Raw genomic sequence first — 26,471 nt, 5'->3', positions numbered from 1 at the left:
TCGCCAAGGAATGCATGGACCACAATCGCTGGGCTTGCCTGCAACCGTAAAGTCATTTCTGCACAGGCGCCATTTCGACCTGGCCTGACCTGGCCTGACCTGGCCTTCAATGAGTCGAGGCTGCTCCACGCCCGATCACAAGCGGCCTGAATCCGGGCCTCCCATCGACATGCTGTCGCGAGGAATTTTCCACGGTCAGGATTGAAAGCAGACTGCCCGGCTCTGCTCCATATACAAAAAAGCGGGCCGAAGCCCGCTTTTTATTTCCACCAACCGTCGTCACTTGTTCCCCAGCCATGCCACGCTGTTGAGGAAGATGCGCACCAGCTCGGTCTGACGGCGCACCCCCGTCTTGGAGAAGATGGAGCGCAGATGGGCTCGCGCCGTGTTGCGGCGGATGTTGAGCGCTTCGGCGGCCTCTTCAAGCGACAGGCCATTGGCCAGTTGAATGGCCAGCGAAGTCTCGGCCGGCGTCAGCTGGAACAGCTGCTGAGCCAGCTTCACGGGAGGGTCTGCCTTGCCACCGGTGTCGCGTACAAAGACGGCGACACTGGGGCGCTGCTTGCCCTCGGTCCACTCGTCGGGAGAAATGCTTTGCACCACCACGCCCCAGTTGAGCTGGCCGGACTGCCGGCTGACCGACATGCCTTCGGTCATGGACAGGCGCGAGACCTGTGTATGCATGAGCGCATCCTTGATCAGGCGCTGCAGCTTGCGGTTGTCATTGGCGTAGTTGGCCTCCAGCATGCCGCCGGAGATCTTGAGACCGTCCTGCATGTCCAGAATGCTGGCAGCGGCGGGATTGCACTCCAGCACATTGCCGTTCTGATCGAGGATGACCACCCCCACCATCAGTTGGGCCGTGGCCTTGCTGTAGAGGGAGATGACCTGACGGTCCTGGTTCACCGAAAGATGCAGGTTCAGCGCGCGCTTGATATGCGGCAGCATCATGGCGCCAAAGGCACGCTCCTGCTTGTTGAAAGCCGGGGCACCTTCGGGCCGCGTGATGCGCAGACCGTAGACGCAGCTGTCCTTGGTGACGATGTCGGCAGCCATCACGTGGAACACCTGCAGCTGCTTGCACCAGTCGTTGTAGTAGCTTGAAGCGCGCCACTCGGACTCGGGCATCACATCCCCCACGGTCACGATACGATCGGTAGGCATGCTGCGAAACGGGCTCATGCTGATCTTGGGGCAGTTCGGCATCAGATCGCGGCGGTCGCCTGCGGCCGAGACGATCAGCCCCACATCATCGGCGGAGCCTGGGCGCACTATGAGCGAGGCGTAATTGCCTCCCAGTTGCAGACGCAGAGTCTCCAGAAAAGGCTTCCAGCCTTCCGGGTCCATGGCAGCTTCATAGAGCTGACTGATCAGCGCACTGAACTGCTCGGCGCTCACGAAGGGAGCATCGGCCGATGCGCGCACGGGGGCCGGGGTGTCGAATATGGGCACATCCTTGATCACGCAAGCGATGGAGCTTGGCGTGTAGGTGGAAAAACCCATCTTGGCGAAAGCGCTGTCCATCATGTTCAACTCCTTGGTTGAAGGTTGGTTGCAGACAGATCGGATCAGCTCAGCTCAAACAGGCCGGCAGCGCCCATGCCGCCGCCAATACACATGCTCACCACCACAAAACGCACGCCGCGGCGACGCCCCTCCAGCAGGGCGTGACCAACCAGGCGTGCGCCCGACATGCCGAAGGGGTGGCCGATGGAGATCGCGCCGCCGTTGACGTTCAGGCGCTCATCGGGAATGCCGAGTTTGTCGCGGCTGTAGATCACCTGGCAGGCAAATGCCTCGTTGATTTCCCACAGGCCGATGTCGCCAACCGTCAGCCCATGCTGCTTGAGCAGCTTGGGGATGGCATAGACGGGGCCGATCCCCATTTCATCGGCACGGCAACCTGCCACGGCCACGCCGCGATAGATGCCCAGAGGCGCGAGGCCGCGACTGCGGGCTTCGTCGGCACTCATCACCACACAGGCGCTGGCACCGTCGGACAGCTGGGATGCATTGCCGGCCGTGATGAACTGGCCTTGCTCCACCCACTGGCCGTTCTTCCATACAGGCTTGAGCTTGGCCAGACTCTCAAGCGTGGTGTCGGCACGGTTGCCCTCGTCGCGGGTCAGCGTGACTTCCTCGCTGCCGGTGACATTGCCTTCCTTGTCAAACAGCTGCTTGACCGTGGTCAGCGGCACGATTTCATCGTCGAACAGGCCACGAGCCTGTGCGGCGGCCACGCGCTGCTGGCTGCGCAGCGAGTACTCGTCCTGGGCTTCACGACTGATGCCGTAACGCTGGCTGACCAGCTCGGCCGTCTCTATCATCTGGATGTAGGCTGTGGGCTCTGCGGCCAGCACAGCCTTCGATTGGGCGCGGTACGAGTTCTTGTACTTGTTCTGAACCAGGGAAATGGACTCCAGGCCGCCGGCCACAGCGATATTCATCTCGCCGGTCATGACACCCTTGGCAGCCGTGGCAATGCTCATCAGGCCCGATGCGCACATGCGATCGATCACCATTCCGCCCACGGATTCCGGCAGCCCGGCGGTATAGCCGCACAGACGCCCCAGGTTGTAGCCCTGCGTGCCCTGCTGCGCGGCAATGCCCAAAATGACGTCATCCACATCCGCACCAGCCACGTTCGCCTTGTTGAGCGCCGCGCGAATGACGTGTCCGCCCAGCACCGGAGCTTCGGTGTCGTTGAAGGCACCACGGTAAGCCTTGCCTATGGGGGTACGTGCCGTCGAAACGATGACTGCGTCTTTCATGTCTTTGTCTCCTAACTTTCTTGTCGTCGCGCCCTGGGCAGCTTTTGCTGCCGTATCGAGGTCGGCCACTCTGTCGGCAGCTCATCCCTCTTCACAAAAAATGCAATCGCCCGCCGAAGCAGGCACTTGCACACACTCAATTTTCCCGGATAAAGAACAGCCTGCTGATGGTTTCAACCACACAGCCGGGTTTATCCTGATTCCTGACCTGTACGGTGATTCGGATCGTGACCTGTACGCCGTCTTCTCCGATAGGCGTCGCCGCCACCACCTCGCCGCTGCCACGCACGAAGCTGTTCACCAGCACCGGAGCCGGAAAACGCACCTTCTCGCAACCATAGTTGACGCCCATCTTCAGCCCCTGATAGCTGACCAGCTGAGGCAAAAACAGATTGGCCAGAGAAAGCGTCAGATATCCATGGGCCACGCAGGCGCCGAACGGGCCGTTCCTGGCCTGCTCGGGATCCACATGAATCCATTGGTGATCGCCCGTGGCATCGGCAAACTGATTGATGCGCTCCTGCGTGATCTGCACCCATTCGGTCTCACCCAGCTGACGCCCCACCGATGACTGCACCGAGGCTGCCGAGTCAAACAGCATCTTGTCTGCGACTGCATTCATGCTCAGGCCCTCTGCGAACTGACGGACACCACTTCACCCGTCATGTACGAGGAGTAGTCGCTGGCCAGGAAGATCATCACATTGGCTACTTCCCAGGGCTCGGCCCCCCGACCAAAGGCTTCCTTTTCGGACAGCTTGGCCAGCAGCTCTTCAGAGGCGGACTTCTTGAGAAAGGCGTGGATGGCGATGGAAGGTGCCACGGCGTTGATGCGAATGCCGAATTCGGCCGCTTCCAGCGCCGAACAGCGTGTGAGGGCCATCACGCCCGCCTTGGCGGCCGCGTAGTGAGCCTGCTCGGTCTGAGCGCGCCAGCCCAGCACCGACGCGTTGTTGACGATCACCCCCTTGCCGCGTGGCTGCATCAGCCTGAGCGCTGCGCGCGTCATGCGGAAGGTGCCGGTCAATGTGATGTCGATGACCTTGCTCCACTCGTCGTCGCTCATGTCGACGACCTTGCAACTGGTGCCCAGACCCGCGTTATTGATCAGCACATCGATACCGCCCATGGCGCTGTCGGCTTCGGAGATCAGCGCCTGAACCTGTTCTTCCTTGCTCACGTCGCAGAGCTTGCCAAAGACCTGGTGTAAACCCGTATCCTTTTTGATCTGCTCCACGGCTTCGGCCAGCCGACGCTCATGCACGTCGGAGATAAACAAGGCCTTGCAGCCCTCCTCTGCTGCCCGTTTTGCAGCTGAAAAGCCGATACCGGCGCCAGCAGCAGCGGTAACGAGCACAGTTTTGTCTTTGAGCAGGCCGTGGGGAGCAACGTAAGAGGGAGCGCTAGTCATTTGTCATTCAAAAGTAGTTGCCTCGATCTTCCGATCGCCGCTGCGCTGCAGCATCGTCACTTTGGACGATAGGTCATTCCCTAATGTCGCTGGGAGGACATTTCAAAGGAGAAAATGCTGCAAACCACCAGGGAGAACCCGCGGTTCACAGCATCTTCTTTGGAGCCACTCAGCGTATTCACCTACTCCAATGACCAAAGGAGCAGGCGCGCTCGATCAGCGCGGCATGCCCAGTGCACGTTCGGCCATGAGGTTCATCTGAATCTCGTTGGTGCCTGCGTAGATGGTGTCGGCACGGCTGACCAGCCATAGCTGCTGCAAAGCGCTGAACGCGGGATCCTTGAGCACCAGTTCGCCCTGCTCGCCCAGCACATCCATGGCCAGCTCGCCCAGATCACGGTGCCAGTTGGACCATGCGTATTTGGATACGGAAGCCACACGGAAGGGCGTGCTCTCATCGCTGGAGCGCAGCGCATGGGCGCGCAGAGTCTGCAGGCCCATATCGGCCTTGGCCAGGCGCTGACGGATCAGCGGGTCGCGGGCAGCGCCATTGCGCCTGGCCAGGTCGATGATCAGGTCCAGCTCATAGCGGAAATGTGCCTGCTGGCCCAGAGTGGACGCACCGCGCTCGCAGCCCAGCAGATACATGGCGACCTTCCAGCCATCGCCCACGGGGCCCAGATGCAGCGCGCCTTCGGTGCGTGCGCCGTCAAAGAAAACTTCGTTGAACTCCGAAGTGCCGGTGATCTGGCGAATCGGACGCACCTCCACGCCGGCCTGCTTGATGGGCACCAGCAGCAGCACCATGCCCGCATGGCGGGGGCTGGCAGTGCTCGCCCCGACCTCGTCGGTGCGAGCCAGCACAAACACCCATTCGGACTCATGAGCCCAGGAAGTCCAGACCTTCTGACCGTTGATCACCCACTCGCCCGTGGCCGCATCACGATGGGCTTTGGTACGAATGCCCGCCAGGTCGGAGCCCGCACCGGGCTCGGAGTAGCCCTGAGCCCAATAGTCGGTACCGGCCAGAATGCCGGGCAGAAAACGCTGTTTCTGCTCTGGCGTGCCAAAAGCCATCAGCGTGGGGGCCAGCAGGGTCTCGCCGATATGACCGATGCGGCCGGGACCGCCGCAGCGCACATACTCCTCGTGGAAGATGACCTGCTGGGCCAGCGGGACGTTGCGGCCGCCGTACCGGGTCCCCCAGCCCAGGCCGGTCCAGCCGCCCTTGGCCAGCTCCTGCTCCCATTCCTTGGCCAGTTGCGCGTCATAACCTTCGGCACCCAGACCGCTGGAATGTTTGAGCGGGGCGAACCGCCCTGTCAGATGTTGCGCCATCCATTCACGCACTTCAGCGCGAAAGGCTTCATTGATTTCCGACTCCTGCATCTTCATGCTGCCTCCGTCACGCTCTCGTCCAACAAACGCGCAGCCACCAGCTCGCGCCACTGCTCCACCGTGCCCATGCGCTGGCTGGATGCCTGCGCGCGGCGGAAGAACAGATGCGGATCAAACTCCCAGGTGAATCCCACTCCGCCGTGCAACTGAATGCTTTCGCGCGTGGAAAAGAGAGCAGCCTCCGTTGCATCTGTGCGAGCTTGAGCCGCGAAGTAGCTCAGATCGCTTGTGACATCGGCGCTATCAGCTATGAAAGCTGCTGCATAGACAGCAGAACGAGCGGTCTCCACCTTCACCAGCATCTGCGCTGCCCGGTGCTTGACGCCCTGAAAACTGCCCACGGCCTTGCCGAACTGCTGACGCTCCTTGGTGTATTCCACGGCCAGGTTCAGCGCGCGCTCGGCCACACCGACTTGTTCAGCCGCCAAACCGATGGCCGCCAGATTGCGGGTCTGCGCCCACAGGCTCCTGAGCGCCTCGCCATGCATCAGCACGGCAGCGCCAGTCAATCTCACATTAACGGCCATGACATCGGCACTGCTGCGTGTGGCGTCCACCGTAGTCAGCGCCTGCACGCTCAAACCTTCTTCCTTGGCGTGCACCTCCAGCAGGCCCAGCGAGCCGCAAGGCAGGGTAGCGGGCAGCAGGAACACATCGGCATGTGCTCCTGATCCCACCTGACTCCACTGGCCATTGAGCACCAGCTCATCGCCTTCGAGCTTCACGGTCGCGGTCGCGGTCAGTTCGCCACGCACCGTCATGCCCAGCACGCAGATCCGGCCCGAGGCCGCCAGGCGCTCCACCACACCCAGGCTCTGCCCGGTCTGGCTCAACGCTTGCCACAACGGCGTCACTGCGACGACAGCGTCAAAAAACGGCACGCAGGCCAGGTGATAACCCATCTGCTCCTGAAGCAGAACCAGCTCGCGCCAGCCCAGACCCATGCCACCTGCGGCTTCGGGCAGGGCCACGCTGCACCAGCCCATGTCCAGCACTTCCTGCCACAGGGCACGGTCCAGCCCGCCCTCGGTTTCAGAAACCTTGCGCACCTGCGCCGTGCTGCATTTTTCCTGCAGAAACACCGCGGCGCTCTCGGCGATCATTTTTTGTTCTTCGTTCAGACTTAAATCCATGATGGCTCGCGTCCTGAGTTCTTCATCGAATGGGAAGGCCGGGCCCATGCCCCGGCTGATTCTTCTGCTTAGGTCCCGTAGACCTTCTGAGGGGCCTTGCCCTCGGCGATCAGCTGATCGACCACACCTGACAGCTCGGCAGGCTCCCAGCGCGCCTGCTTGTCATTAATCTTGCCGGTGAACCAGCCGTCGGCCACGGACAGCTCGCCGCCCTTGGCTTCAAAGCAGCGGCCCGTCACATGCCTGGACTGCGCGCTGCCCAGCCAGACGACGATGGAGGCCACGTTCATGGGGTCCCAGACGTCGAAACCTGATTCGGGCTTCTTGACCATATCGGGCATGGCGCCTTCGGTCATGGAGGTGCGCGCAGCAGGTGCCAGACAGTTGGCGGTGATGCCGTAGCGCGCCAGCTCCGCGGCCTGCACCAGTGTCAGACCGGCGATGCCGGCCTTGGCTGCGGCATAGTTGCTCTGGCCTATGGAGCCTTGCAGGCCCGCGCCCGAGCTGGTGTTGATGATGCGTGCATCCACGTCCTTGCCGGCCTTCTTCTGATCGCGCCAGTAGCCGCCAAACACCTTGGCCATGCAGAAATGTCCGCGCAGATGCACGCGCATGACCATATCCCAGTCCTCTTCGGACAGGCTCAGGAACATGCGGTCGCGCAACACGCCCGCGTTGTTGACGATGACCTGCACATCGCCAAAGGCGGCCAGTGCCGCATCGAGAATCGATTGCGCTCCGGCCACAGTGGTGATGTCACCGGTGTTGGCCAGCGCCTTGCCACCAGCGGCCTTGACTTCCTCGGCCACGGCCTGGGCGGCTTCGGCACGGATGTCGTTGATCACCACATTTGCACCTTCTTGTGCGAAGGCCAGCGCATAAGCGCGGCCCAGGCCACCGCCTGCACCGGTGATGACGACGGTTCTCTGGTTGCAAATACCCATTTCTTTCCCCTTTTGCTTGCAATGCAGACAACCTCATGGCCGTCTGCCTTTTTGAAATTACGCTTTGAAAACCGACAGATCAGGCTGACGATGTGCCCAGGGAACGGCTTGCTCCAGCTGCGCGGCCAGCGCCAACAAACGCCCTTCGCGGCCGAACGGTGCAGCAAAGTGCGCGCCCACAGGCAAGTTGTCCCTGGTCCAGTGCATGGGCACGGACATGGCAGGCTGGCCTGTCATATTGAAAAGCGCGGTATAGGGCGAAGCCTTGACGGCTTCGCGCGCGAATGAGTCATAAGGCTGGTCCAGCGTCAGCACGCCCAACAGCGGTGGCGGCACAGCCATCACCGGGGTCAGAATCAGGTCGTACTTCAGAAAGAATCGGTCCAGAATCTGGCCGGCCGTATCGAAGTTGGTACGCGCCATCAGCATCTGCTCGGCGGTATAGGACTTGGCCTTTTCCAGATACAGCCAGTCCATCTGCTCTACCTCATCCTGGCGCACGACGCGACCCAGCAGCTTTTCGCGGGCGCGGATGCTGGCCATCATGCCCACGGATGTCACCACGCCCAGGCCCGAGAACACCTCAGCCACAGGCAACTCCGGCATGTCCTCCACGATTTCATGTCCCAGCGCCAGGCAGGCCTTGATGGCCTTGTCCACCGCAGCCTGACAGTCCGCATGCACGGGAATGCCAAAGTAGTTCCTGGACCAGACGGCGATCCTGAGCTTCCTGGGTGCCTGCTTGAGGGCGTCCAGATAGCTGCCCTCCACGTCGCGCGGCGGCACGGTGCGCGAGCCCGGCTCGCGCCCCTGCGTCAGATCGAGCAGGTGAGCGCTGTCGCGCACGCTGCGACTGATGACATGGTTCATGGACAAGCCCATCCAGCCTTCCATATAGGCCGGACCGGCGGGCAGACGGCCGCGGCTGGGCTTGAGGCCAAACAGGCCGCAGTGCGAAGCGGGAATGCGAATGGAGCCGCCTCCATCGCTGGCATGGGCCACGGGCACAATGCCTGCGGCAACCACCGATGCCGCACCACCCGAGGAACCGCCCGTCGTGTGGGCAGCATTCCATGGATTGGGCGACTTGCCGTAGAGCAAGGACTCGGTCGTGGGCGTCTGGCCGAACTCGGGCGATGCGGTCTTGCCAAAGATATTGAGACCGGCCGCCTTGTAGCGTGCCACCAGGGTGCTGTCGTACTCTGCCACGGCCCCCTTGAAAAAGCGGCAGCCGTTGGTTGTGACCGTTCCCTTCAGATACTGGTTCAGATCCTTGAGCAGAAAGGGCACGCCCCACATGGACGCCCTGGCTGTGGCTTCGGCACGTGCAGCGCTGCCCAGAGCCGACATCTGCCTGGCCTGATCACGTGCCAGATCGTAGTCCTTGATGACCACTGCATTGAGCTTGGGCAAGGCCTCCGTACGTGCAATCGCCGCTTCCAGCGCTTCCAGCGGCGTGATATCACCCCGGCGGATCTGTTCTGCCCAGGCGTAGCCATCCACCGCCGTCACCTCATTTTTCTTCTGTGCAGCCATTGCCGGCATGGCTGTTGCTGCGGCCACGGCACCTGCGCCCTGAATAAAGCCACGACGATCCACACCTTGATTCACTGATTCCATGCTCTCCTCCTTCTTGTTGCTGGACATTCAAGCCTTGAGTGCAGACAGGTCCGGCACGCGATGTGCCCATGGCAAGGCTTGCTCCAGCTGCGCCGCCAGACGCAGCAAGCGGCCTTCGCCACCAAACGGTGCGACAAAGTGGGCCCCCACAGGGAGGTGGTCTGCCGTCCAGTGCAGCGGCACGGACATGGCCGGATGACCGCTGATGTTGAACAGCGAGGTAAACGCGGAGGAATTCATGGCCTCGGCGGCATAGCTTTCATAAGGCTGATCGAGTCGCAGCGCACCCAGTTTCTGTGCAGGCACCACGGTGGTGGGCGTCAGAATCAGGTCGTACCTGGACAGGAATGCATCGATCAATTGCCCCGCCTTGTCGAAGCCTGCGCGGCCACGGTACAGATCCAGCGCCGAGGCCTTCTTCGCGGCCTGCAACGCAGCCCAGTTCAGCGGCTCCATCTCGTCTTCGCGCACAGCGCGGCCCAGCTGCTTTTCACGGTATTCAATGGCGCTGAGCAGACCTGCCGACATACCTGCACCCATACCGCCAAAAATTTCGTTCACCGGCAGCTCCGGCATGGCCTCTTCAACAAAATGCCCCACGGCCTCGCAGGCCTTGGCCGCTTTGTCCACAGCCTCCAGGCATTCGGCATGCACGGGAATCCCGAAGTAGTTCTTGCGCCAGACGGCAATACGCAGCTTGCGCTCGGGCTGGTGCATCGCTTCAAGGTAGCCCCGAGAAACATCAGAGGGAGGTCGCACTCGCGAGCCGAACTCGGGCCCAGCACTCAAGTCCAGCAGCAAGGCAGTGTCGCGCACGCTGCGGCTGATGACGTGGTTCACCGACAAACCTGTTGCGCCATCCAACGCTCCTGGCCCTGCAGGCACACGTCCACGACTGGGCTTGAGTCCGAACAGGCCGCAATGTGCGGCCGGTATGCGGATGGAGCCGCCACCATCGCTGGCATGACCCACGGGCAGAATGCCGGCCGCCACCACAGCTGCAGTCCCACCGGAAGAACCGCCCGTGGTATGCCCGGTGTTCCAGGGGTTGGGCGTGGCGCCGTAAAGCTTTGACTCCGTGGTAGTCGTCATGCCGAACTCGGGAGATGCCGTCTTGCCAAAGATGTTGAGACCCGCTGCCTTGTAGCGCATCACCAGCGTGGAGTCCTGCGAAGCGACAGCATCCTTGAAGAAGCGGCAACCATTGCTGGTCACGGTTCCTGCCATGCTTAGACCCAGGTCCTTGAGCACAAATGGCAGACCCCACAGCGGAGCTTTGTCAGTCGCCTGTTTGCGTGCATCGCGGCCCATGGTCGAGAGCTTCTTGGCATGCTCGCGGGCCAGTTCGTAGTCTTTGATGACCACGGCATTGAGCTTGGGCAAGGCTTCAACGCGCGCAATGGCGGCATCAAGAGCCTCCAGCGGCGTGACATCGCCTTTGCGCATCTGCGCTGCCATGGTGATGGCATCGGCCTGCGCAACGGTCCTGGTGCCGACTTGAGCTTGCGCTGCTGGCAGACCCAGCGCTGCCGCCGTGGCAGTTGCTCCTGTCAGGAATGCTCTGCGATCTGAATCCGTCGCTTTGTCTTGCATGTCTTTGTCTCCGTTGATATTTTTGTGGATGACTTGCTAAGCTGCCAACACCGGATCTCCAACGCAATACAGGCACCCAGGGGTGCCTGCATGTCTGCCGTCAGAGTCTCTCGATGATGGTCACATTGGCCTGTCCTCCACCTTCGCACATGGTCTGCAAGCCGTAGCGCCCGCCGGTGCGCTCCAGCTCGTGCAGCAGCGTGGTCATGAGCTTGGCGCCTGAGGCTCCCAGTGGATGACCGAGCGCAATCGCACCACCGTTGACGTTGGTCCTGGCATGGTCGTAGCCGGTCTCCTTGAGCCACGCCATGACCACGGAAGCAAAGGCCTCGTTGATCTCGACCAGGTCGATGTCGGACATGGTCATGCCCGCCTTCTTGAGCGCATATTCCGTGGCTGGAATCGGCGCGGTCAGGTGCCAGATGGGGTCATCGGCGCGCACGCTCATATGGTGAATGCGGGCGCGTGGCTTGAGGTTGTAGCGCTTGAGCGCTGCTTCGGACACCACCAGCACGGCAGCCGCCGCATCGCAGGTGGAGCTTGAGACGGCTGCAGTGATGGAGGGATAGTCGGGGTCCACCGGCTCCAGCGTGGCCATCTTCTCCAGAGTCGAGAGGCGAGCTGTCTCATCCATCCTGAAAGCGCCAAAGGGGATGATTTCACGGTCGAAGCGGCCCTCGGCGATCGCATTCAAAGCGCGGTCGTGGCTTTCCTTGGCAAATACTTCCATGTCGGCACGACTCACGCCCCAGTGGTCGGCAATACGCTGGGCGGCATAGAACTGATTGACGGGTGCGTTACCGAAACGCGCCTGCCAGCCTTTGCTCTCGGCGAACGGCGTAGTAAAGCCCAGGGGCTGACCGGCGAGCATGGCCGAGGAAATGGGAATGGCGGTCATGGTCTGCACGCCACCGGCCAGCACCACGTCCTGCGTGCCACTCATCACGGCCTGGGCCGCAAAATGAATGGCTTGCTGGGACGAGCCGCACTGGCGATCAATCGTGGTGCCTGGCACGTTCAAGGGCATGCCGGCTGCCAGCCAGGACGTCCGGGCAATGTCGCCAGCCAGAGAACCTATGGTGTCCACGCAGCCAAAGATCACGTCGTCGTAATCGGCTGCGGGAATGTCGTTGCGCTCGACCAGCGCTTTGATCACATGGGCGCCGAGATCGGCACCGTGCACAGTGGCAAGAGAGCCCTTGCGCTTTCCGGTAGGAGAGCGCAGCGCATCAACGATATAAGCCTGGGCGCTCATGCAGTCACCTCTTCCGCAACGTTCTTAATAGCACCTTGCGCAGAGCAGGAGGCACATGAATCGATTTCTCGATCAAAAGTCGATCCGGGGCCCACCGGGGCATTGGGACTGCGCAGCAAGCCCTGAGTCAGGCGGGCCGCGTGGTATGCCTTGTCGCCCCAGGCAGCGTCCAGCACCCAGGCGCGCTTCATGAACATCTGCAGATCGACTTCCCAGGTGTAGCCCATGGCGCCATGCACCTGCAGACTGTTGCGTGCCGCAAACCAGCTCGCTTCACTGCACTGGAGCTTGGCGTGCGAGATACGCACGGCCAGATCGGGTTCACCGTGCTGCAGCGCATAGAAGGCACGGTAGAGCACAGGTTTGGCAAACTCGATCTTGGTGACGATGTCCGACAGGTGGTGCTGCACGGCCTGAAAGCTGCCTATGACCTTGTCGAACTGCTTGCGCTGCGCCACATAGTCCACCGAGAGATCCAGCATGCGCTGAGCCTGGCCCAGCATCTGGGCAGCTGCGGCGATTGCACCGCGCTCGCCGGCAGTGTCCCAGACCTTCTGACCCTGAGTGCCGTCGAGCAAACGGGTGGCATCGGATGCCGTCCAGCGTACCCGTGACAGACGGCGCGAAGAGTCGATACTGTTCAGCGCCGTGATCTCGCACTGTGCAGGCCTGACCAGGTGCAGCTCCAGGCCGGTGGCCGTGGCATGGGGCAGCAACAGCACATCGGCCAATGCCGCGTCCGCCACATTGAGGTTGACGGGATGGCCCACGGCCACGCGGCAGCTGCCTTCGGCAATCCTGGACAGCCAGACACGGCTCTCATGTCCTTGCGGCAATGCACACAGCATGCCCACGGCCACATAGGCGGTGTCGCTCAGGGAATCGGGCAGAGCGTAATAGCCCACTTCCTGCAGCAGCAGTGCCCAGTCCACATCGGCCATGCCCATGCCGCCATCGGCTTCGGGAGCGGACAGGCCCATCAGGCCTTGTTCTGCAATCTTGGCCCACAACTCGGGGCTGCGACCGGTCGGAGTTTCCCAGATGTCGCGCAGCAGCTCGGGGGCTGCTTCGGTCATCAAAAAGCGGCTGATCGAGTCACGGAATGCGATCTGATCTTCGGTAAAGGTGAAGTCCATGGTTGTCTCCCTGCCGATCAGGATTTGGGCAGACCCAGCATGCGCTGAGCGATGATGTTGCGCTGGATCTCGTTGCTGCCCGCGTAGATGGGACCTGCCTGCGAGAACAGGAAACCTTCCAGCCATTCGTTGGCCTCGACGTCATCGATGAGCTCGGCACGCGCGCCCAGAATGCGCATCGCGGTTTCGTGAATCATGATGTCCAGCTCGGACCAGACAATCTTGTTGGTGCTGGCTTCGGCGCCAATCTGTGCGCCCTTGTTCAGGCGGCCCACCGTGTGATAGGAAGACAGCGTGTATGCCTCCGCCCCCTGCCAGGCACGCAGCACGGCATCGCGAATGGAGTGATCGCGGTCGGCCTCGACCTGATTGCGCAGATACAGGTCCACCAGCTTCTGCGCACTGCGCTGATAGCGGGCGGGAGAGCGCAGCAGCAGGCCGCGCTCAAAGCCGGCCGTCGCCATCGCCACATGCCAGCCTTTGCCTTCTGCACCCAGCAGGTTCTCCACGGGTACTTCGACATCGTCGAAAAAGATTTCGGCAAAGTGCTCACGGCCATTGATGGCACGAATGGGACGCACGGTGATGCCGGGCGTATTCAAGGGCACCAGTATGTAGCTCAGACCATGATGGCGGCTTGATGTCGGATCACTGCGGAACAGGCCGAACACCCAGTCGGCAAAGATCGCACGGGTAGACCAGATTTTCTGACCGTTCAGAATGAACTTGTCACCCATGCGTGTGGCGCGGCTGCTGATGGCAGCCATGTCCGAGCCGGCGTTGGGCTCGGACCAACCCTGGGCCCACATATCGTCGCAGCGGGCCATACGGGGCAGAAAGCGGGCTTTCTGCTCGGGCGTGCCGAATTCCATCAGCGTGGAGCCCAGCAGCAGAATGCCGTTCTGGTTCACGCGGGATGGCGCATCGGCTGCCCAGTACTCTTCTTCAAAGATCAGCCATTCGGTCAGGTCGCAGCCGCTGCCGCCCAGGTCCTTGGGCCAGGTCACGGCGCTGTAGCCAGCGCTGGCCAGCTTGGCTTCCCACTGGCGGTGCTGCTCGAAACCCTCTCGAGTGTCATAGCTCTGCAGTCGTTCCTTGGGCACATTGTTCTTGAGCCATTCACGTACCTGGGCACGGAAGGTCTTCTGCGCTGGGGTGTATGTCAAATCCATGGTTGTCTCCTCTTCGCGCTAGTGATGCTCAGAATTTGGCGTCGCGCTTTTCCACAAAGGCGCTGCGCGTCTCGGCGGAATCTGGACTCATATAGGCTTGCAGGGTGAATCCCTGCTCCCAGCGGTATTTGTCTTCGAGATTGCCGTCTTCGATGCCGGTCAGCGCCTCCTTGGCGATGCGGATCATGGCGGGGCTCTTGGCGGCAATCTTGTTGGCGATCTCCATGGCGACGTCGCGCAGCTGCTCACGGGGAACAACACGCTCGATGGCACCCAGGCGCAGGGCTTCTGCCGCAGCGATCATCTCGCCCGTAAAGAACAGATAGCGAGTCTTCTGCACGCCGAACATGCGCTGCAGATGGGCGGCACCACCCATGGCTCCGCGGTCCACTTCAGGCAGGCCGAAAGTGGCGTCTTCCGCGGCGATCACGATGTCCGATGCCCCGCAGATACCGATGCCGCCGCCCAGCACAAAGCCGTGCACGGCGGTGATGACGGGTACCTTGTTCAGGTGCACGGCCTTGAACGTGGCGTAGTTGCCTGCGTTCACGTCGATGATGAGCTTGTCGTTGGTCGCCAGCTCCTTGATGTCCACACCCGCGCAGAAACCACGGTTTTCGGCACGGATGACGATCACGCGCACCTCGGGCCTGTCGCCCAGCGCCTGGATTTCCCGGGCCAGGCCATTCCAGCCGGCTGCATTCAAGGCATTCACGGGAGCACGGTCTATCACCAGCTCCGCCACGCCGTTGTCATGAATATTGGAGTGAAATTGTTGAGTGGACATATCCGGTCTCGTTGGCTTGTTGTTATGCGGGAGTCAATGCGTTCAATGCGTTGCGACGGTCCATGGCCTGGCGGACAATGCCGCCTATCACTTCCTCGCAGCTGTCGAGCCGGCCAATCAGCGCGGCCACCTGGCCGGCAGACATCACGCCCTCTGCGGGATTGCCATCGACCATGGAGCGCTGCAGCAACATGGGGGCGTTGGCAGCCATCACGGTCTGTGCGACGGAAGACGAGTCTTCGCGCATGGCCTTCATGAAGATGCTCAAGGCCTGACCCGTGGTCATGCCGGTCTCGGCCTTCCACTGCAATGCCAGACCCAGGGCGATGCGCAAGCGCTTCATGGGGCTGGCTTTTTCGAGCATGGCCAGGTATTCATTGGGAATCATGCGCTGGGGCATGCCATCGACCAGATGCGAGATGGAGATCTTTTCCGCATCCCTTGCAGCCAGATAGCGCTGCAGCGTGGCGGCGGGCACCTTGGAATCACTGGTCATCAGAAACCGCGTGCCCATGGCAATACCCGATGCGCCATAGGCCAGAGCAGCCAGCAGGCCACGGCCGTCATAAAAGCCGCCTGCGGCAATCACGGGCACCTCGACCGCATCCACTACCTGAGGCAGCAGCACCGTGGTGGGAACGCTGCCGGTATGGCCTCCCCCTTCACCGCCCTGCACAGTGATGGCATTGGCGCCCATCTCGATCGCCTTCTGAGCATGCTTCAGGGCTCCCACTGTGGGCATGCAGACGATGCCGGCATCGCGCAGACGGCCTATCACCTTCTTGTCCGGACCACGGCCGTAGCTCACCGCACGCAGACGGTACTTCACGGCCAGATCCAGCAGTTGCTGGGCATTGGGCTGAAACATGTGAAAGTTCAGCCCGAAAGGTTGGTCGTCGGTCTCGCGCTTGACACGCAGAATTTCGGCTTCGATCCTGTCGGCGGGAATGGTGGCGCCGGCCAGAAAGCCGAAGCCGCCGGCGTTGGTAGTACCTATCACCAGATCAGCGCCCGCCACATAGCCCATGGCCGTCTGGATGACGGGGTAGCGGCACCCCAGCAGGTCGCAGATAGGAGTGCGCAGACTGCCCATATCGTTCATATTGCTCATGCCTTTGACTCTTCTTTATTGGCCTTTGCCATGGACCTGGCATCCTGGCCGCCCAGTTGCCCCATGCCCATCGCCTGACTGTGCGCGTGAGCAAAGTGGTGGTAGCCAAAAGCCATGTCCATGGTGGAACGCAGCCCCTGCAGCTCTTCAGCCTTGTTGACGACCATCTTGGTCAGTGCCAGGCCCAGACGCGGCTGAGCCGCCATGCGCTGGGCCATGGCATAGACCTGGTCCTCGAGCTCGGCACGCGGAACCACGCGGTTGACCATGCCCATCTGATAGGCGCGCTCTGCCGGCATGCGCTCGCCCAGCAGCAGGAACTCCTTGGCAATACGCGGATGCAGTTCGTGAGCGTGGGCGAAGTACTCCACACCGGGGATTCCCATGCGCACCACGGGATCCTGGAAAAACGCATCGTCGCTGGCCACGATCAGGTCGCAGACCCAGGCCAGCATCAGACCGCCCGCCACGCATGCCCCCTGCACCATGGCAATCATGGGTTTGGGGATCTCGCGCCAGCGTCGGCACATGCCCAGGTAGACCTCCTGCTCGCGGGCAAACAGCTGCTCGCCGCCGGGCTTGTTGGTGTGATCCCACCACAGGTGTGCACGGTCAAAGGACTTGTTGATGTCTCGGCCGGGCGTGCCGATATCGTGACCCGCACTGAAGTGCTTGCCTTCGCCGCGCAGCACGATGACCTTGACGCTATCGTCATCGGTCGCCTTGCGGAATGCAGCATCCAGCGCATAGGTCATCTGCGAGTTCTGCACGTTGTTGAACGTGGGCCGATTCATGGTGACCGTGGCAATGCCGTTGTCCACGCTGTAGAGAACGGGCTCGTCCGTTTCATAGACGGCTTTGTCCTCGCGTGTCACAAATTCGCTGGATGCATCATCCATATCAGACTCCCATGGCCGTAGCGCGCAGATTGTGCGGATCGAGCTGAGCCAGCAAGGCCAGTTGCTCGGGCGTGGGATCAGGTGTCACTCCCACGTTCTCGGGAACATGGATCGGAAAGCCCGTGGCCTCCTTGACCTGCACCGCCGTCACGCCGGGATGCAGCGACACAAGGCGCACTTGATGACTGGGTCCGCCAAAGTCCATCACACACAGATTGGTGAAGATGAAGCGAATGTCGGTGGTCTCCTCTAGCGTCCAGCCCTTGGCCAAGCGCGCAGGGTTGTAGCCTACGCTGCCCACGGCATCGACCTCACCCGGGACAAACACCTTGGTGCTGTGGTTGGGCACAAAGAAGGAATTCGCGTGGTTGATCGAGTTGCCGGGGAAGCCGCGCACCCCCAGCATCATGGACTTGGGACGAGCGTAGTCGCTGCCCACCATGGAGATATTGCCCTGACCGAAGCGGTCCACCTGCACGGGGCCCACCATGGCGTGGCGCTTGCCTCCCCAGACGTTGTCGAAGATGCGCGAGAAACCCATCCAGCTTTCACGCTTGATCTTGTATTCACCTCGTGGACCTACGGGCACGGGCTCATTGACCACCCAGGCTTCGGAGTCCGTCATCATCAGATCGGTGTTGATGGAACGCATGCACAGCGAAGCCGCCAGACGTGGCACCAGGCCAATGCCGGTGGCCAACACCTCGCCGTCGTTTTCCCAGGCACGTGCCGCGGCGCAGATGACGCGATCTACCAATGCAATTTCACTCATCTCTGTGCCTCCTCAGAACACGGGCAAGGGCAGGCGCTTGATTGCTTCCATGCCACCCACTTTTTCCAGATATTCCTGCTCCGTGCACTGCACGTATTTCTGCTGGTAGCTGCTCCAGCCGCCCTCTTCCTTGCTGCTGGCCGCGTATTCCTTGAAGTGCTTGACATCAAAGCCATACAGAGGAGCACAAGACGATGGGTGAGCACCGCCGGGCAGATGCACGACACCCGTGGTTTCAGAGCGCTCCCAGAACACCAGGCGCGCGGCTTGCTCCGAATCGAAGCTGCTGGACTCGACCAGTTCGTCGCAGCTCACAAACGTATTGGTTGCGGCTCGCGCAAACAGGTCGTCCATATAGATATCGGGCCCGGCAATCTGGCAGACACCGCGAGAGTCCGCGCGATCCACGTGCAGCAGGGCCACATCCAGATTGATGGCGGGCATCGCCACCCACTCCTTGCCGTCGTAGGGCGATTCGATAAGGCGAATGGAGCTGTTGTGCTTGAGCACATCGGTGCCCAGACCGACTCGGGTGGGAATGTAGGGAATACGCATGCCGGCAGCCTTCAGGCCCAGCACCATATGACCTTCGTCAATTTCCATGACCTCGATCTCACCACTCTGGCGGGCCTTGCGAAAGTACGGCTCCAGCGGGATGAAGTCCAGCGACACGAAGGCGAAGATCAACTTCTTGACCTTGCCTGCCGCACACAGCATGCCCACATCGGCACCGCCATAGGCCACCACGGTCAGGTCCTTGACGGGGCTGCGCAGCAGCTCGCGCACCAGGGCCATGGGCTTGCGCCGGGGCCCCCAGCCACCAATTCCGATCGTCATGCCGTCCTTGATGGATGCCACAACGTCCTTCGCTGTCATCAATTTATTGGCCATGTCTCCAAGCCTCCTATCAGTTGTTTTCAGGGCGGCCCACGCTGAAGTCGTGCCCCCAGAGGCTTACGGTCGTGAACTCGTGCGTGATGTGATGTTCCCAGTCGATGATGGCGCCGCCATAGCCGAACTCCAGGTCGAAGTTGGAGGGCGTCTTCATGTAGAACGAGATCATCTTGTCGTTGGTGTGCTGACCCAGAGTGGCCGAGAGCTTGACCTGGCTCTTTTGCATGCGGTCCATGGCACGGCCCACTTCGGGCATGTTGTCCACCTCCACCATCACGTGCACGCAACCCGAGGGAGAAGGAAATTCGGCCAGCGCCAGGCTGTGGTGACGAGCGTTGGCGCAGTGGAAGAAGTGGATTCGGACCGTGGGACCGGCATCGCCTGCGGGCTTGAAGTTGTAAATATCCGAGAGGCCAAAGCCCAACACATTGCGCACAAAGGCCACGGTCTTGTCAAAGTCGGGAGCAGGCAGCACGGTGTGGCCCAGACCATAGTCACCGGTGATGAAGCGCGAAACACCCTGGGGCGATGCGAAATGGCTGAAGTCGGACTTGAAGCCCCAGACGATCTCATGACGGTTTCCAGACGGATCCATCACGATGGCCAACTCCTGCACATGGCGCTTGGCACACAGTTCGGAGCTGCCCATTTCGTAGTGCACATCAGCGGCCTGCAGCACCTTGAGCGCCTGCTCGAAGGCTTGCTTGTTGGCCACTTCCCAACCGGATGCGGAGTATTTGTCATTGCTGCCAGGCTGAACCTGGAAGCGAAACTGACGCTCATCCATCTTGATCAGCAGATCGCCATCGGCAGTGGTGCTCGGCATCATGCCAAGCACGTCACGTGCGTAGTTGACCCAGCGATCCAAATCAGAGCTCTCGGCAACAACGTACGCTAGTCCACGTATTTCCATCATGATGTCGGGGCCTCCAACCCAAATCCTTTAGTGATGCAGAGGATTCTGAAGAGGAGAGCCTTTGCAAACATCGTCCATTGAGACTAACGATTTGCCGCTTCACTACCCAAATTTAATAGCACTCATACAAGAATCAGCATGTAGTTCAGCGGAATAGACTAGATTGCTTTCAGCCTTTTGAAACAGGCCGATCCGACACCCTTGCGACAGCCGTGAAAACCCGCAGTACAAAAAAAGGCCGCACCCCCATACGGGAATGCGGCCAACACGATGAACTCAGTTTCTTGATGGATCAGACGGTCTGCACTTCTTCTGCAGACGCATAGTCGTTGTAGCCCCTGGCACCGGGGGTGTAGAGCGTGTTGCGGTCAAATCTGGCCAGAGGCAGGCCCTGGCGCATGCGCTGCACAAGATCGGGGTTGGCGATGAAATGCCGCGCAAAAGATACCGCCTTGCCCTCGCCTGCCTGCAACGCGGCTTCGGCGCTTTGCGCATCAAAGCCATCGTTGAGAATCAGGTTCTCGCCAAAGTTCTCACGCGCCAGCTTGAAGGCATCGATTGAAGGATCGAAGACCGCACGCATCACATGCAGATAGGCAATGCCCAGCTTGGCGGCCTGACGCATCAGCTCGGCATGGGTTGCCGCGGAGTTTTCATCCGCCGTGTCATTGAAGGTGTTGCCGGGGTTCAGGCGCAGCCCCACGCGATCGATGCCGATGGCCTCCCCCATGGCGCCCAGGCATTCCACAGCGAAACGTGAGCGACTGCTGGCGTTGCCACCATATTCATCGGTACGCTGATTGGTACTGGAGTGCAGGAACTGCAGACTCAGATAACCGCTGGTGCCATGCAGCTCGACGCCGTCAAAGCCCGCATCCATGGCGCGCCGAGCAGCTGCAGCATGCTCGGCAATCGCCGTGCGCACTTCTTCGGTGGTCAATGCCTGGGGCTGGTCGAAATCCTGCATGCCTGCCGCATCGGTCCAGATCTTGCCCTGAGCCTGAATGGCGGACGCCGATACGGAACGCACACCAGCGGGTTTGATATGGCTGCTGCCGATACGACCGGAGTGCATGATCTGCAGCACAATGGATCCGCCACGCGCATGCACGGCGTCCGTCACACGGCGCCAGCCGCGCACATGAGCAGCAGTTTCGATGCCGGGCTGACGACAGTAGGCTTGACCCGTGACCTCGGGCCAGGCCCCTTCAGCCACGATCAGGCCGGCATCAGCGCGCTGGCCATAGTGCTCGGCCATGATGTCGGTGGGCGTGCCATCGGCATCGGCGCGATTACGCGTCATGGGGGCCATGACCACGCGGTTTTGCAGGACGATCTTGCCCAGCTGTGTGGGCGTGAAAAGCGTTTGACTCATTCCGGCTCCTTAGCGCACACGCATGCGCGGCGCGGGGGTACCACGGCGCATGGTCTTGAGGAACTGCTCCAGCGGCGCGGGTGCAGCCACCTGGGGCAGCTCGTCCTTTTCGGGGCGGTTGGCCCAGAATTCCTTCCAGCTCGGGAACAGGTCGTGAAAGGCTCCGTGATAAGGCTCGCGGCCGGGCCAGCGCATCTTCATGTCGCCAATCGGCGGCTTGTTCAGGTCGGTGGCATACCAGTAACAGGGCAGACGGCGACGGAAGAACCACTGGCCGTCAATGCGCTCGTAGTCGTCCCAGTACAGCATCTGCATGATGACCCACTCGGCACCGCACTCATGCTCGTTCTTTGAGTAGACCACGCCGGTGGCGTGATCCTTGTCCACGAACTCGATGATGTGCTGCCCCAGATGGTGCGAGGTGCCCGTGAACTGGTCACGCAGCGTGCTGTCCTGCCAGGCCATGAAGTGCGCACGCCCCACTTTTTCCTTGCCCACCTTGATATCGGGAGCGAACAGGTTCACATGGGCGTCCATGTCACGCATGTCCAGCGACAGGGAATACTTGCCAGCCAGTTGACGAATCGCATCCAGCGACTCCAGCCTGTCGATACGCTCTTCCAGCGTTTGTGGCCACTGATTCACGGGTTCACTCATCTCTTCAGCCTCTTTCTTACAGTGCCGTCACCAGCACCGCGGAACGGCCGCCATCCACGGGCAAGGCGGCACCTGTCACATAGCTGGCCTCGTCGCTGGCCAGAAACAGCACGGCATTCGCCAGCTCGCCGGACTGACCCACGCGCCCCATGGGAATGAGTTTTTCGGTGTTCTTGCGCGATGCCTCATCAGCCAGCATGCCGGCCGTGGCAGGCGTTTCCACCACCGCCGGGATCACCACGTTCACGCGGATGCCTGCTGCAGCACCTTCGGCAGCCGCTGCACGCGAAAAGTTGATGATGGCCGCCTTGGCTGCCGAGTAACCCGACATAAAAGGTGTGCCCAGCGTGCCGCAGATGGAGCTGATATTGACGATGGAACCACCCTTGGGCCCCATCAGCTTCAGCGCAGTACGCGTTCCCCAGAAAGTGCCGTCCACCGAGGTGGAAAAATTGGCATGCCAGTCGGCCGTGGTCATGCCATCGATGCCACCCCAGGTGTAGGCCATGGCGTTGTTGACCAGAATGTCCAGGCTGCCATGCTTTTTTGCAGTCTGCTCCAGCGCTCCGACAAACTGGGCCTCGTTGCCCACGTCGGCCACGATGGCCTCGGCACTGCCGCCTGCTGCCTTGATCCTGGCCACGACTTCGTCGAGAGGCTGCTTGCGGCGGCCGCAGATCACCACGGTTGCCCCCTCCTGTGCGAAACGCTCAGCCGTTGCGGCACCGATACCGGAACCACCACCGGTCACAAATGCAATCTTTCCTTCCAGACGCTTGCTCATGCTTGTCTCTCCTTAGAGGAAGGCGCTGCCGCCGTTGACTGCCACGTTCTGACCCGTCACAAAGCCGCTGTCGTCGCTGGCCAGGAACACTGCCACCTTGGCGATGTCTTCTGGCTCAGCCATGCGGCCCATGGGCACGCCGGCGATGATGGCATCGGCCCACTCCTGGGGAATGCCCTGCATCATGGGCGTGTTGGTGGGTCCGGGAACCAGTGTGTTCACACGGATCTTCTCGGACGCCAGCTCCTTGGCCATGCCACGGGTCAAGCCCATCAGGGCGGCCTTGGAAGCGCAGTAGTGCGCCGGACCGTCACCGCTGACAGCCGAGGTGCTGGAGATATTGACGATGGCACCGCCCTTGCCTTCCTGCATCTGCTTGACGGCGGCACGGGCGCAGTAGAAAGCGCCGTTCAGGTTCACGCCAATCACGCGCTCCCAGGTCGCGTCAGGAATATCGGCAAACTGGTCCACCGAGCCTACGCCGGCGTTGTTCACCAGCACGTCGACGGCGCCGAGCTTTTCGCGGATTTCGACAAACAGCGCATCGACCGCAGCGCTGTCGGCCACATTGGAGGAACGGGCCAGATGCTTGCCGCCCCTGCCTTCCAGGGTCTGTCTGGCTGCTTCTTCATTCAAGTCCACGGCCACCACAGTGGCACCCTCATCGGCAAAACGCTGTGCAATCGCTCGCCCCATGCCCTGGCCTGCCCCCGTGACCACGGCAACTTTTCCGGCTAAACGCATTCTTGTCTCCTTGTTGATGTGCAATCAAAACTTGGAGACAGCGTATGAAGAAATCGCCCTCAGCCCATCGTCCAAGAAGACTAAGCGAATTTTCTCGGAATGCTATCAAATAAATAGCAATGAATACAATACAGATTTTTGCTCCAATGCATTTTCACGCCTGTTAATCAGTTGGTGACAGCAATCCAGCGTCAGATGCATCCCCCCAACTTCACCGCACATGGCAGCAGCAACTAGCCGCCATAGGGGACAAATCCGCTCTCGTTTTCATTGACTTTGAGCGGTTTGGCTACATACGGGAAAGCACGTTGCGGGCAAGCGCTGCGCTCGCATACCTTGCAGCCCATGCCGATAGGTGTGGCCGCTCCTATATTGCGCAAATCCATGCCTTGGGAGTACACCAGCCGCGCGGCGTGCTGCAAGTCGCAGCCCATGCCGATGGAGAAGGTCTTGCCTGGAGCCCCCCAGCCCTGGCCGGCATGGCTGATGGTGCGAGCAATCCACAGGTAGACGCGCCCGTCCGGCATGCTGGCGAGCTGGGGCACTATGCGACCCGGCTGGGTAAAAGCCTCGTACACCACCCACAACGGGCAGGTGCCGCCTGTCTTGGAGAAATGAAAATGCGTGGCCGACTGGCGCTTGCTGATATTGCCGGCCCGGTCCACTCGGATAAAGAAAAACGGCACACCCGGCGCATCGCTGCGCTGCAGGGTTGAGAGACGATGACAGACGGTCTCGAAGCCCACACCGAAGTGCCTTGCCAGCAAGTCTATGTCGTAGCGCAGGCCTTCGGCTGCACGCAAGAACTCTCCATATGGCAGCACAAATGCCCCGGCTACATAATTGGCCAACCCCATGCGTGCCAGCCGGCGCGTGGCCTCGTCCTGCCAGGGCACGCTTTGCAGCTCCCTTTCAAGCAGTGAATCAAACTCCAGCAGCGCCAGTTGCGTAGCCAGCTGAAATGCCTGCTGCATCGGACTCAGCTGCGGAGCCACATACAAGGTGCGCGTGAGCGCATCGTAGCACCTATGGCTGCCCGATTTCTCAGCAGTCCCGGCATGAGCATGCAGAACCAATACACCATGTCGTGCCTGCAGCCGGTATTGCAGCCAATCATGCAGATGACCGCCTTGCTCTGCAGCCTGCCGAGCCAGCGCTTCGGCTGCACGATCAAGCGCATCAAGGTAATTGCGGTGGGAAAAAAAGAAATCACGCACCGCCTCGAACGGCATCTGGCGCGAGGGCTGCGTCAGCAGGCCTGCCATTGCGCCATTCCCGGCGACATCTCCGTGAACTGAGGTGTCGGCATCCGGCCCGGCGCGGCCATCACTCAGATGGGCGGTCAAGGCCTCCAGCCGCTCGGCGTCCGCCAGGTGACGCTGGTGCATTGCCAGCAGCATCTGTGCCATCTGCGGCAGCTTGGCTGCGACCTCACGCAGCTCGGGAAGCGGCACCGAACCTTCTGGCTGAGGCATGGCGGCCACCGCATCGCGCAATTGCGCCAGCAAGCGGGCCTCCTCATCCTCGGAGAACTGCTGGATATCGACGCCCAGCACCCTGTGAATCTTGAGCAGCACGGCCACCGTGAGCGGACGCTGATCCTGCTCGATCTGATTCAGATAGCTCGGTGACAACTCCAGCGCCTGAGCCAGCGCAGCCTGCGTAAGACCACGCTCGGCACGCAGGCTGCGCAGACGCACGCCCATGAATGTCTTGGCCACTTACCTTCTCCCTATTGCCGGCTCCAAATATTCGCAAAATTTGCAAATACATGCAATCACCTTCGCAAGCATTCACCAATTCAGCTCTGTACGCATAAAAAACAAATGCGTAGATTGCGAAGTATCGCAGACCAGCAAGGACCTGCACTGCACATCCAAAGGAGACACCCATGAGCACTGTGACAGCCCCAACATCCCCAATATCTTCAACCGCCATTAACCACGCCGCCGCAAGCTTCAGGCCAAAAAAGTCCGTCGCCCTCTCCGGCGTGACAGCAGGCAACACGGCACTGTGCACCGTGGGCAGGAACGGCAACGACCTGCACTACCGCGGCTACGACATTCTGGACATTGCCGAGGTCTGCGAGTTTGAGGAGATTGCCCACCTGCTGGTACACGGCAAACTGCCCACCCACGCCGAACTCAGGGCCTACAAAGCCAAGCTCAAGGCTTTGCGCGGCCTGCCCGGCAGCGTGAAGACTGCGCTGGAACAGCTACCCGCCGCCAGCCATCCCATGGACGTGATGCGCACCGGTGTCTCCGCCCTGGGCTGCGCGCTGCCGGAGAAAGACGACCACAATCCTCCTGGCGCCCGCGATATCGCCGACCGCCTGATGGCCTGCCTGGGCAGCATGCTGCTTTACTGGTACCACTTCAGCAACTCGGGCCGCCGCATCGAGGTCGAAACCGGGGACGACTCCATCGGTGGCCACTTTCTGCATCTGCTGCATGGCACAAGGCCTTGCGAGAGCTGGGTGCGCGCCATGCATACCTCGCTCAATCTGTATGCCGAGCACGAGTTCAATGCATCAACCTTCACGGCCCGCGTGGTGGCAGGCACGGGCAGCGATATGTACTCGGCGATTACCGCTGCGATAGGCGCTCTGCGCGGCCCCAAGCACGGCGGAGCCAATGAGGTGGCGTTCGAGATCCAGAAGCGCTACGACAACCCGGCAGAGGCCGAGGCCGATATCCGCCGCCGCGTGGATGCCAGGGAAGTCGTGATCGGCTTCGGCCACCCCGTCTATACCGTGAGCGATCCTCGCAATGTGGTCATCAAAGGCGTGGCCAAAAAGCTGTCGGACGAGGCCGGCAGCAGCAAGATGTACGACATTGCCGCACGCCTGGAATCGGTGATGTGGGAGGTCAAGAACATGTTCCCCAACCTCGACTGGTTCAGCGCCGTCAGCTATCACATGATGGGCGTGCCCACCACCATGTTCACGCCGCTGTTCGTGATTGCCCGCACCAGCGGTTGGGCAGCGCACATCATCGAGCAACGCCAGGACAACAAGATCATCCGTCCCAGCGCCAACTACACAGGCCCGGACGACCTGCATTTCGTGCCTATCGAGGCACGCCAGTAAGCTCCAGCAATG

General features: G+C 61.2%; 24 protein-coding genes. 1 reads left to right on the top strand and 23 read right to left on the bottom strand.

Features of this window, described 5'->3' with window-relative positions:
- Positions 1-279: 279 nt before the first annotated feature.
- The 23 genes from MPZ60_RS06865 to MPZ60_RS06755 all read right to left on the bottom strand — a co-directional run bounded on the left by MPZ60_RS06865 (position 280) and on the right by MPZ60_RS06755 (position 25,092).
- Positions 280-1,527 (bottom strand): LuxR C-terminal-related transcriptional regulator, encoded by a 1,248-nt coding sequence (locus tag MPZ60_RS06865; RefSeq protein WP_034360209.1) that lies wholly within the window; start codon positions 1,525-1,527, stop codon positions 280-282.
- A gap of 41 nt (positions 1,528-1,568) precedes the next feature.
- Complete coding sequence (locus MPZ60_RS06860) at positions 1,569-2,771, bottom strand: acetyl-CoA C-acyltransferase (protein ID WP_034360206.1); 1,203 nt, start codon at positions 2,769-2,771, stop codon at positions 1,569-1,571.
- Between the two features lie 136 nt (positions 2,772-2,907).
- On the bottom strand, positions 2,908-3,393 hold the full coding sequence (locus MPZ60_RS06855; protein ID WP_034360202.1) for a MaoC family dehydratase: 486 nt from the start codon (positions 3,391-3,393) through the stop codon (positions 2,908-2,910).
- A gap of 2 nt (positions 3,394-3,395) precedes the next feature.
- The gene (locus tag MPZ60_RS06850; protein ID WP_034360199.1) at positions 3,396-4,181 is read right to left on the bottom strand and encodes an SDR family oxidoreductase; all 786 of its coding nucleotides are present in this window, start codon (positions 4,179-4,181) and stop codon (positions 3,396-3,398) included.
- Between the two features lie 216 nt (positions 4,182-4,397).
- Positions 4,398-5,576 (bottom strand): acyl-CoA dehydrogenase family protein, encoded by a 1,179-nt coding sequence (locus MPZ60_RS06845; protein WP_034360195.1) that lies wholly within the window; start codon positions 5,574-5,576, stop codon positions 4,398-4,400.
- On the bottom strand, positions 5,573-6,712 hold the full coding sequence (locus tag MPZ60_RS06840; protein WP_242607422.1) for an acyl-CoA dehydrogenase family protein: 1,140 nt from the start codon (positions 6,710-6,712) through the stop codon (positions 5,573-5,575). Before MPZ60_RS06840 ends, MPZ60_RS06845 begins: the two co-directional genes overlap by 4 nt.
- Before the next feature lie 68 nt (positions 6,713-6,780).
- Positions 6,781-7,656, bottom strand: coding sequence for an SDR family oxidoreductase (locus MPZ60_RS06835; protein ID WP_034360188.1), 876 nt, complete (start codon positions 7,654-7,656; stop codon positions 6,781-6,783).
- A gap of 57 nt (positions 7,657-7,713) precedes the next feature.
- The gene (locus MPZ60_RS06830; protein ID WP_080746221.1) at positions 7,714-9,303 is read right to left on the bottom strand and encodes an amidase; all 1,590 of its coding nucleotides are present in this window, start codon (positions 9,301-9,303) and stop codon (positions 7,714-7,716) included.
- Positions 9,304-10,869, bottom strand: coding sequence for an amidase (locus MPZ60_RS06825; protein ID WP_034360186.1), 1,566 nt, complete (start codon positions 10,867-10,869; stop codon positions 9,304-9,306). It lies immediately after the preceding gene.
- A 100-nt stretch (positions 10,870-10,969) separates the two neighbouring features.
- The gene (locus MPZ60_RS06820; RefSeq protein ID WP_034360184.1) at positions 10,970-12,124 is read right to left on the bottom strand and encodes an acetyl-CoA C-acetyltransferase; all 1,155 of its coding nucleotides are present in this window, start codon (positions 12,122-12,124) and stop codon (positions 10,970-10,972) included.
- Positions 12,121-13,260, bottom strand: coding sequence for an acyl-CoA dehydrogenase family protein (locus tag MPZ60_RS06815; protein ID WP_034360182.1), 1,140 nt, complete (start codon positions 13,258-13,260; stop codon positions 12,121-12,123). Before MPZ60_RS06815 ends, MPZ60_RS06820 begins: the two co-directional genes overlap by 4 nt.
- Positions 13,261-13,277: 17 nt before the next feature.
- Positions 13,278-14,432 (bottom strand): acyl-CoA dehydrogenase family protein, encoded by a 1,155-nt coding sequence (locus MPZ60_RS06810; RefSeq protein ID WP_034360180.1) that lies wholly within the window; start codon positions 14,430-14,432, stop codon positions 13,278-13,280.
- Between the two features lie 28 nt (positions 14,433-14,460).
- Positions 14,461-15,219: an enoyl-CoA hydratase family protein gene (locus tag MPZ60_RS06805; protein ID WP_034360178.1), complete on the bottom strand. Its 759-nt coding sequence runs from the start codon at positions 15,217-15,219 to the stop codon at positions 14,461-14,463.
- Between the two features lie 22 nt (positions 15,220-15,241).
- Positions 15,242-16,330 carry a nitronate monooxygenase family protein gene (locus MPZ60_RS06800; protein ID WP_034360176.1) on the bottom strand — a complete coding sequence of 363 codons (1,089 nt, stop codon included), beginning with the start codon at positions 16,328-16,330 and terminating at the stop codon, positions 15,242-15,244.
- On the bottom strand, positions 16,327-17,229 hold the full coding sequence (locus MPZ60_RS06795; protein ID WP_034360173.1) for an enoyl-CoA hydratase: 903 nt from the start codon (positions 17,227-17,229) through the stop codon (positions 16,327-16,329). The genes MPZ60_RS06800 and MPZ60_RS06795 overlap by 4 nt, the downstream gene beginning before the upstream one ends.
- A gap of 1 nt (position 17,230) precedes the next feature.
- Positions 17,231-18,001 carry a CoA-transferase subunit beta gene (locus MPZ60_RS06790; RefSeq protein WP_034360171.1) on the bottom strand — a complete coding sequence of 257 codons (771 nt, stop codon included), beginning with the start codon at positions 17,999-18,001 and terminating at the stop codon, positions 17,231-17,233.
- Between the two features lie 12 nt (positions 18,002-18,013).
- On the bottom strand, positions 18,014-18,892 hold the full coding sequence (locus MPZ60_RS06785; RefSeq protein WP_034360169.1) for a CoA transferase subunit A: 879 nt from the start codon (positions 18,890-18,892) through the stop codon (positions 18,014-18,016).
- 16 nt (positions 18,893-18,908) lie between these two features.
- Entirely contained in the window at positions 18,909-19,811 is a 903-nt protein-coding gene (locus MPZ60_RS06780; RefSeq protein ID WP_034360167.1) for a VOC family protein, read from the bottom strand.
- Between the two features lie 292 nt (positions 19,812-20,103).
- Complete coding sequence (locus tag MPZ60_RS06775) at positions 20,104-21,186, bottom strand: alkene reductase (protein ID WP_034360165.1); 1,083 nt, start codon at positions 21,184-21,186, stop codon at positions 20,104-20,106.
- Positions 21,187-21,195: 9 nt separating this feature from the next.
- Positions 21,196-21,843 (bottom strand): nuclear transport factor 2 family protein, encoded by a 648-nt coding sequence (locus MPZ60_RS06770; protein WP_034360163.1) that lies wholly within the window; start codon positions 21,841-21,843, stop codon positions 21,196-21,198.
- A gap of 16 nt (positions 21,844-21,859) precedes the next feature.
- Positions 21,860-22,627: an SDR family NAD(P)-dependent oxidoreductase gene (locus tag MPZ60_RS06765; protein WP_004341345.1), complete on the bottom strand. Its 768-nt coding sequence runs from the start codon at positions 22,625-22,627 to the stop codon at positions 21,860-21,862.
- 12 nt (positions 22,628-22,639) lie between these two features.
- Positions 22,640-23,371: an SDR family NAD(P)-dependent oxidoreductase gene (locus MPZ60_RS06760; protein ID WP_034360159.1), complete on the bottom strand. Its 732-nt coding sequence runs from the start codon at positions 23,369-23,371 to the stop codon at positions 22,640-22,642.
- 233 nt (positions 23,372-23,604) lie between these two features.
- On the bottom strand, positions 23,605-25,092 hold the full coding sequence (locus MPZ60_RS06755) for a short-chain fatty acyl-CoA regulator family protein (RefSeq protein ID WP_034360157.1): 1,488 nt from the start codon (positions 25,090-25,092) through the stop codon (positions 23,605-23,607).
- Between the two features lie 170 nt (positions 25,093-25,262).
- Between MPZ60_RS06755 and prpC the strand changes: the two genes are divergently transcribed.
- Positions 25,263-26,459 (top strand): 2-methylcitrate synthase, encoded by a 1,197-nt coding sequence (gene prpC / locus MPZ60_RS06750; RefSeq protein ID WP_224650164.1) that lies wholly within the window; start codon positions 25,263-25,265, stop codon positions 26,457-26,459.
- Positions 26,460-26,471 lie beyond the last annotated feature (12 nt).

The sequence above is a fragment of the Comamonas sp. 7D-2 genome, assembly GCF_022749555.1.
Taxonomy (GTDB): domain Bacteria; phylum Pseudomonadota; class Gammaproteobacteria; order Burkholderiales; family Burkholderiaceae_C; genus Comamonas; species Comamonas thiooxydans.
This window is presented reverse-complemented; position numbering and strand designations above follow the sequence as displayed.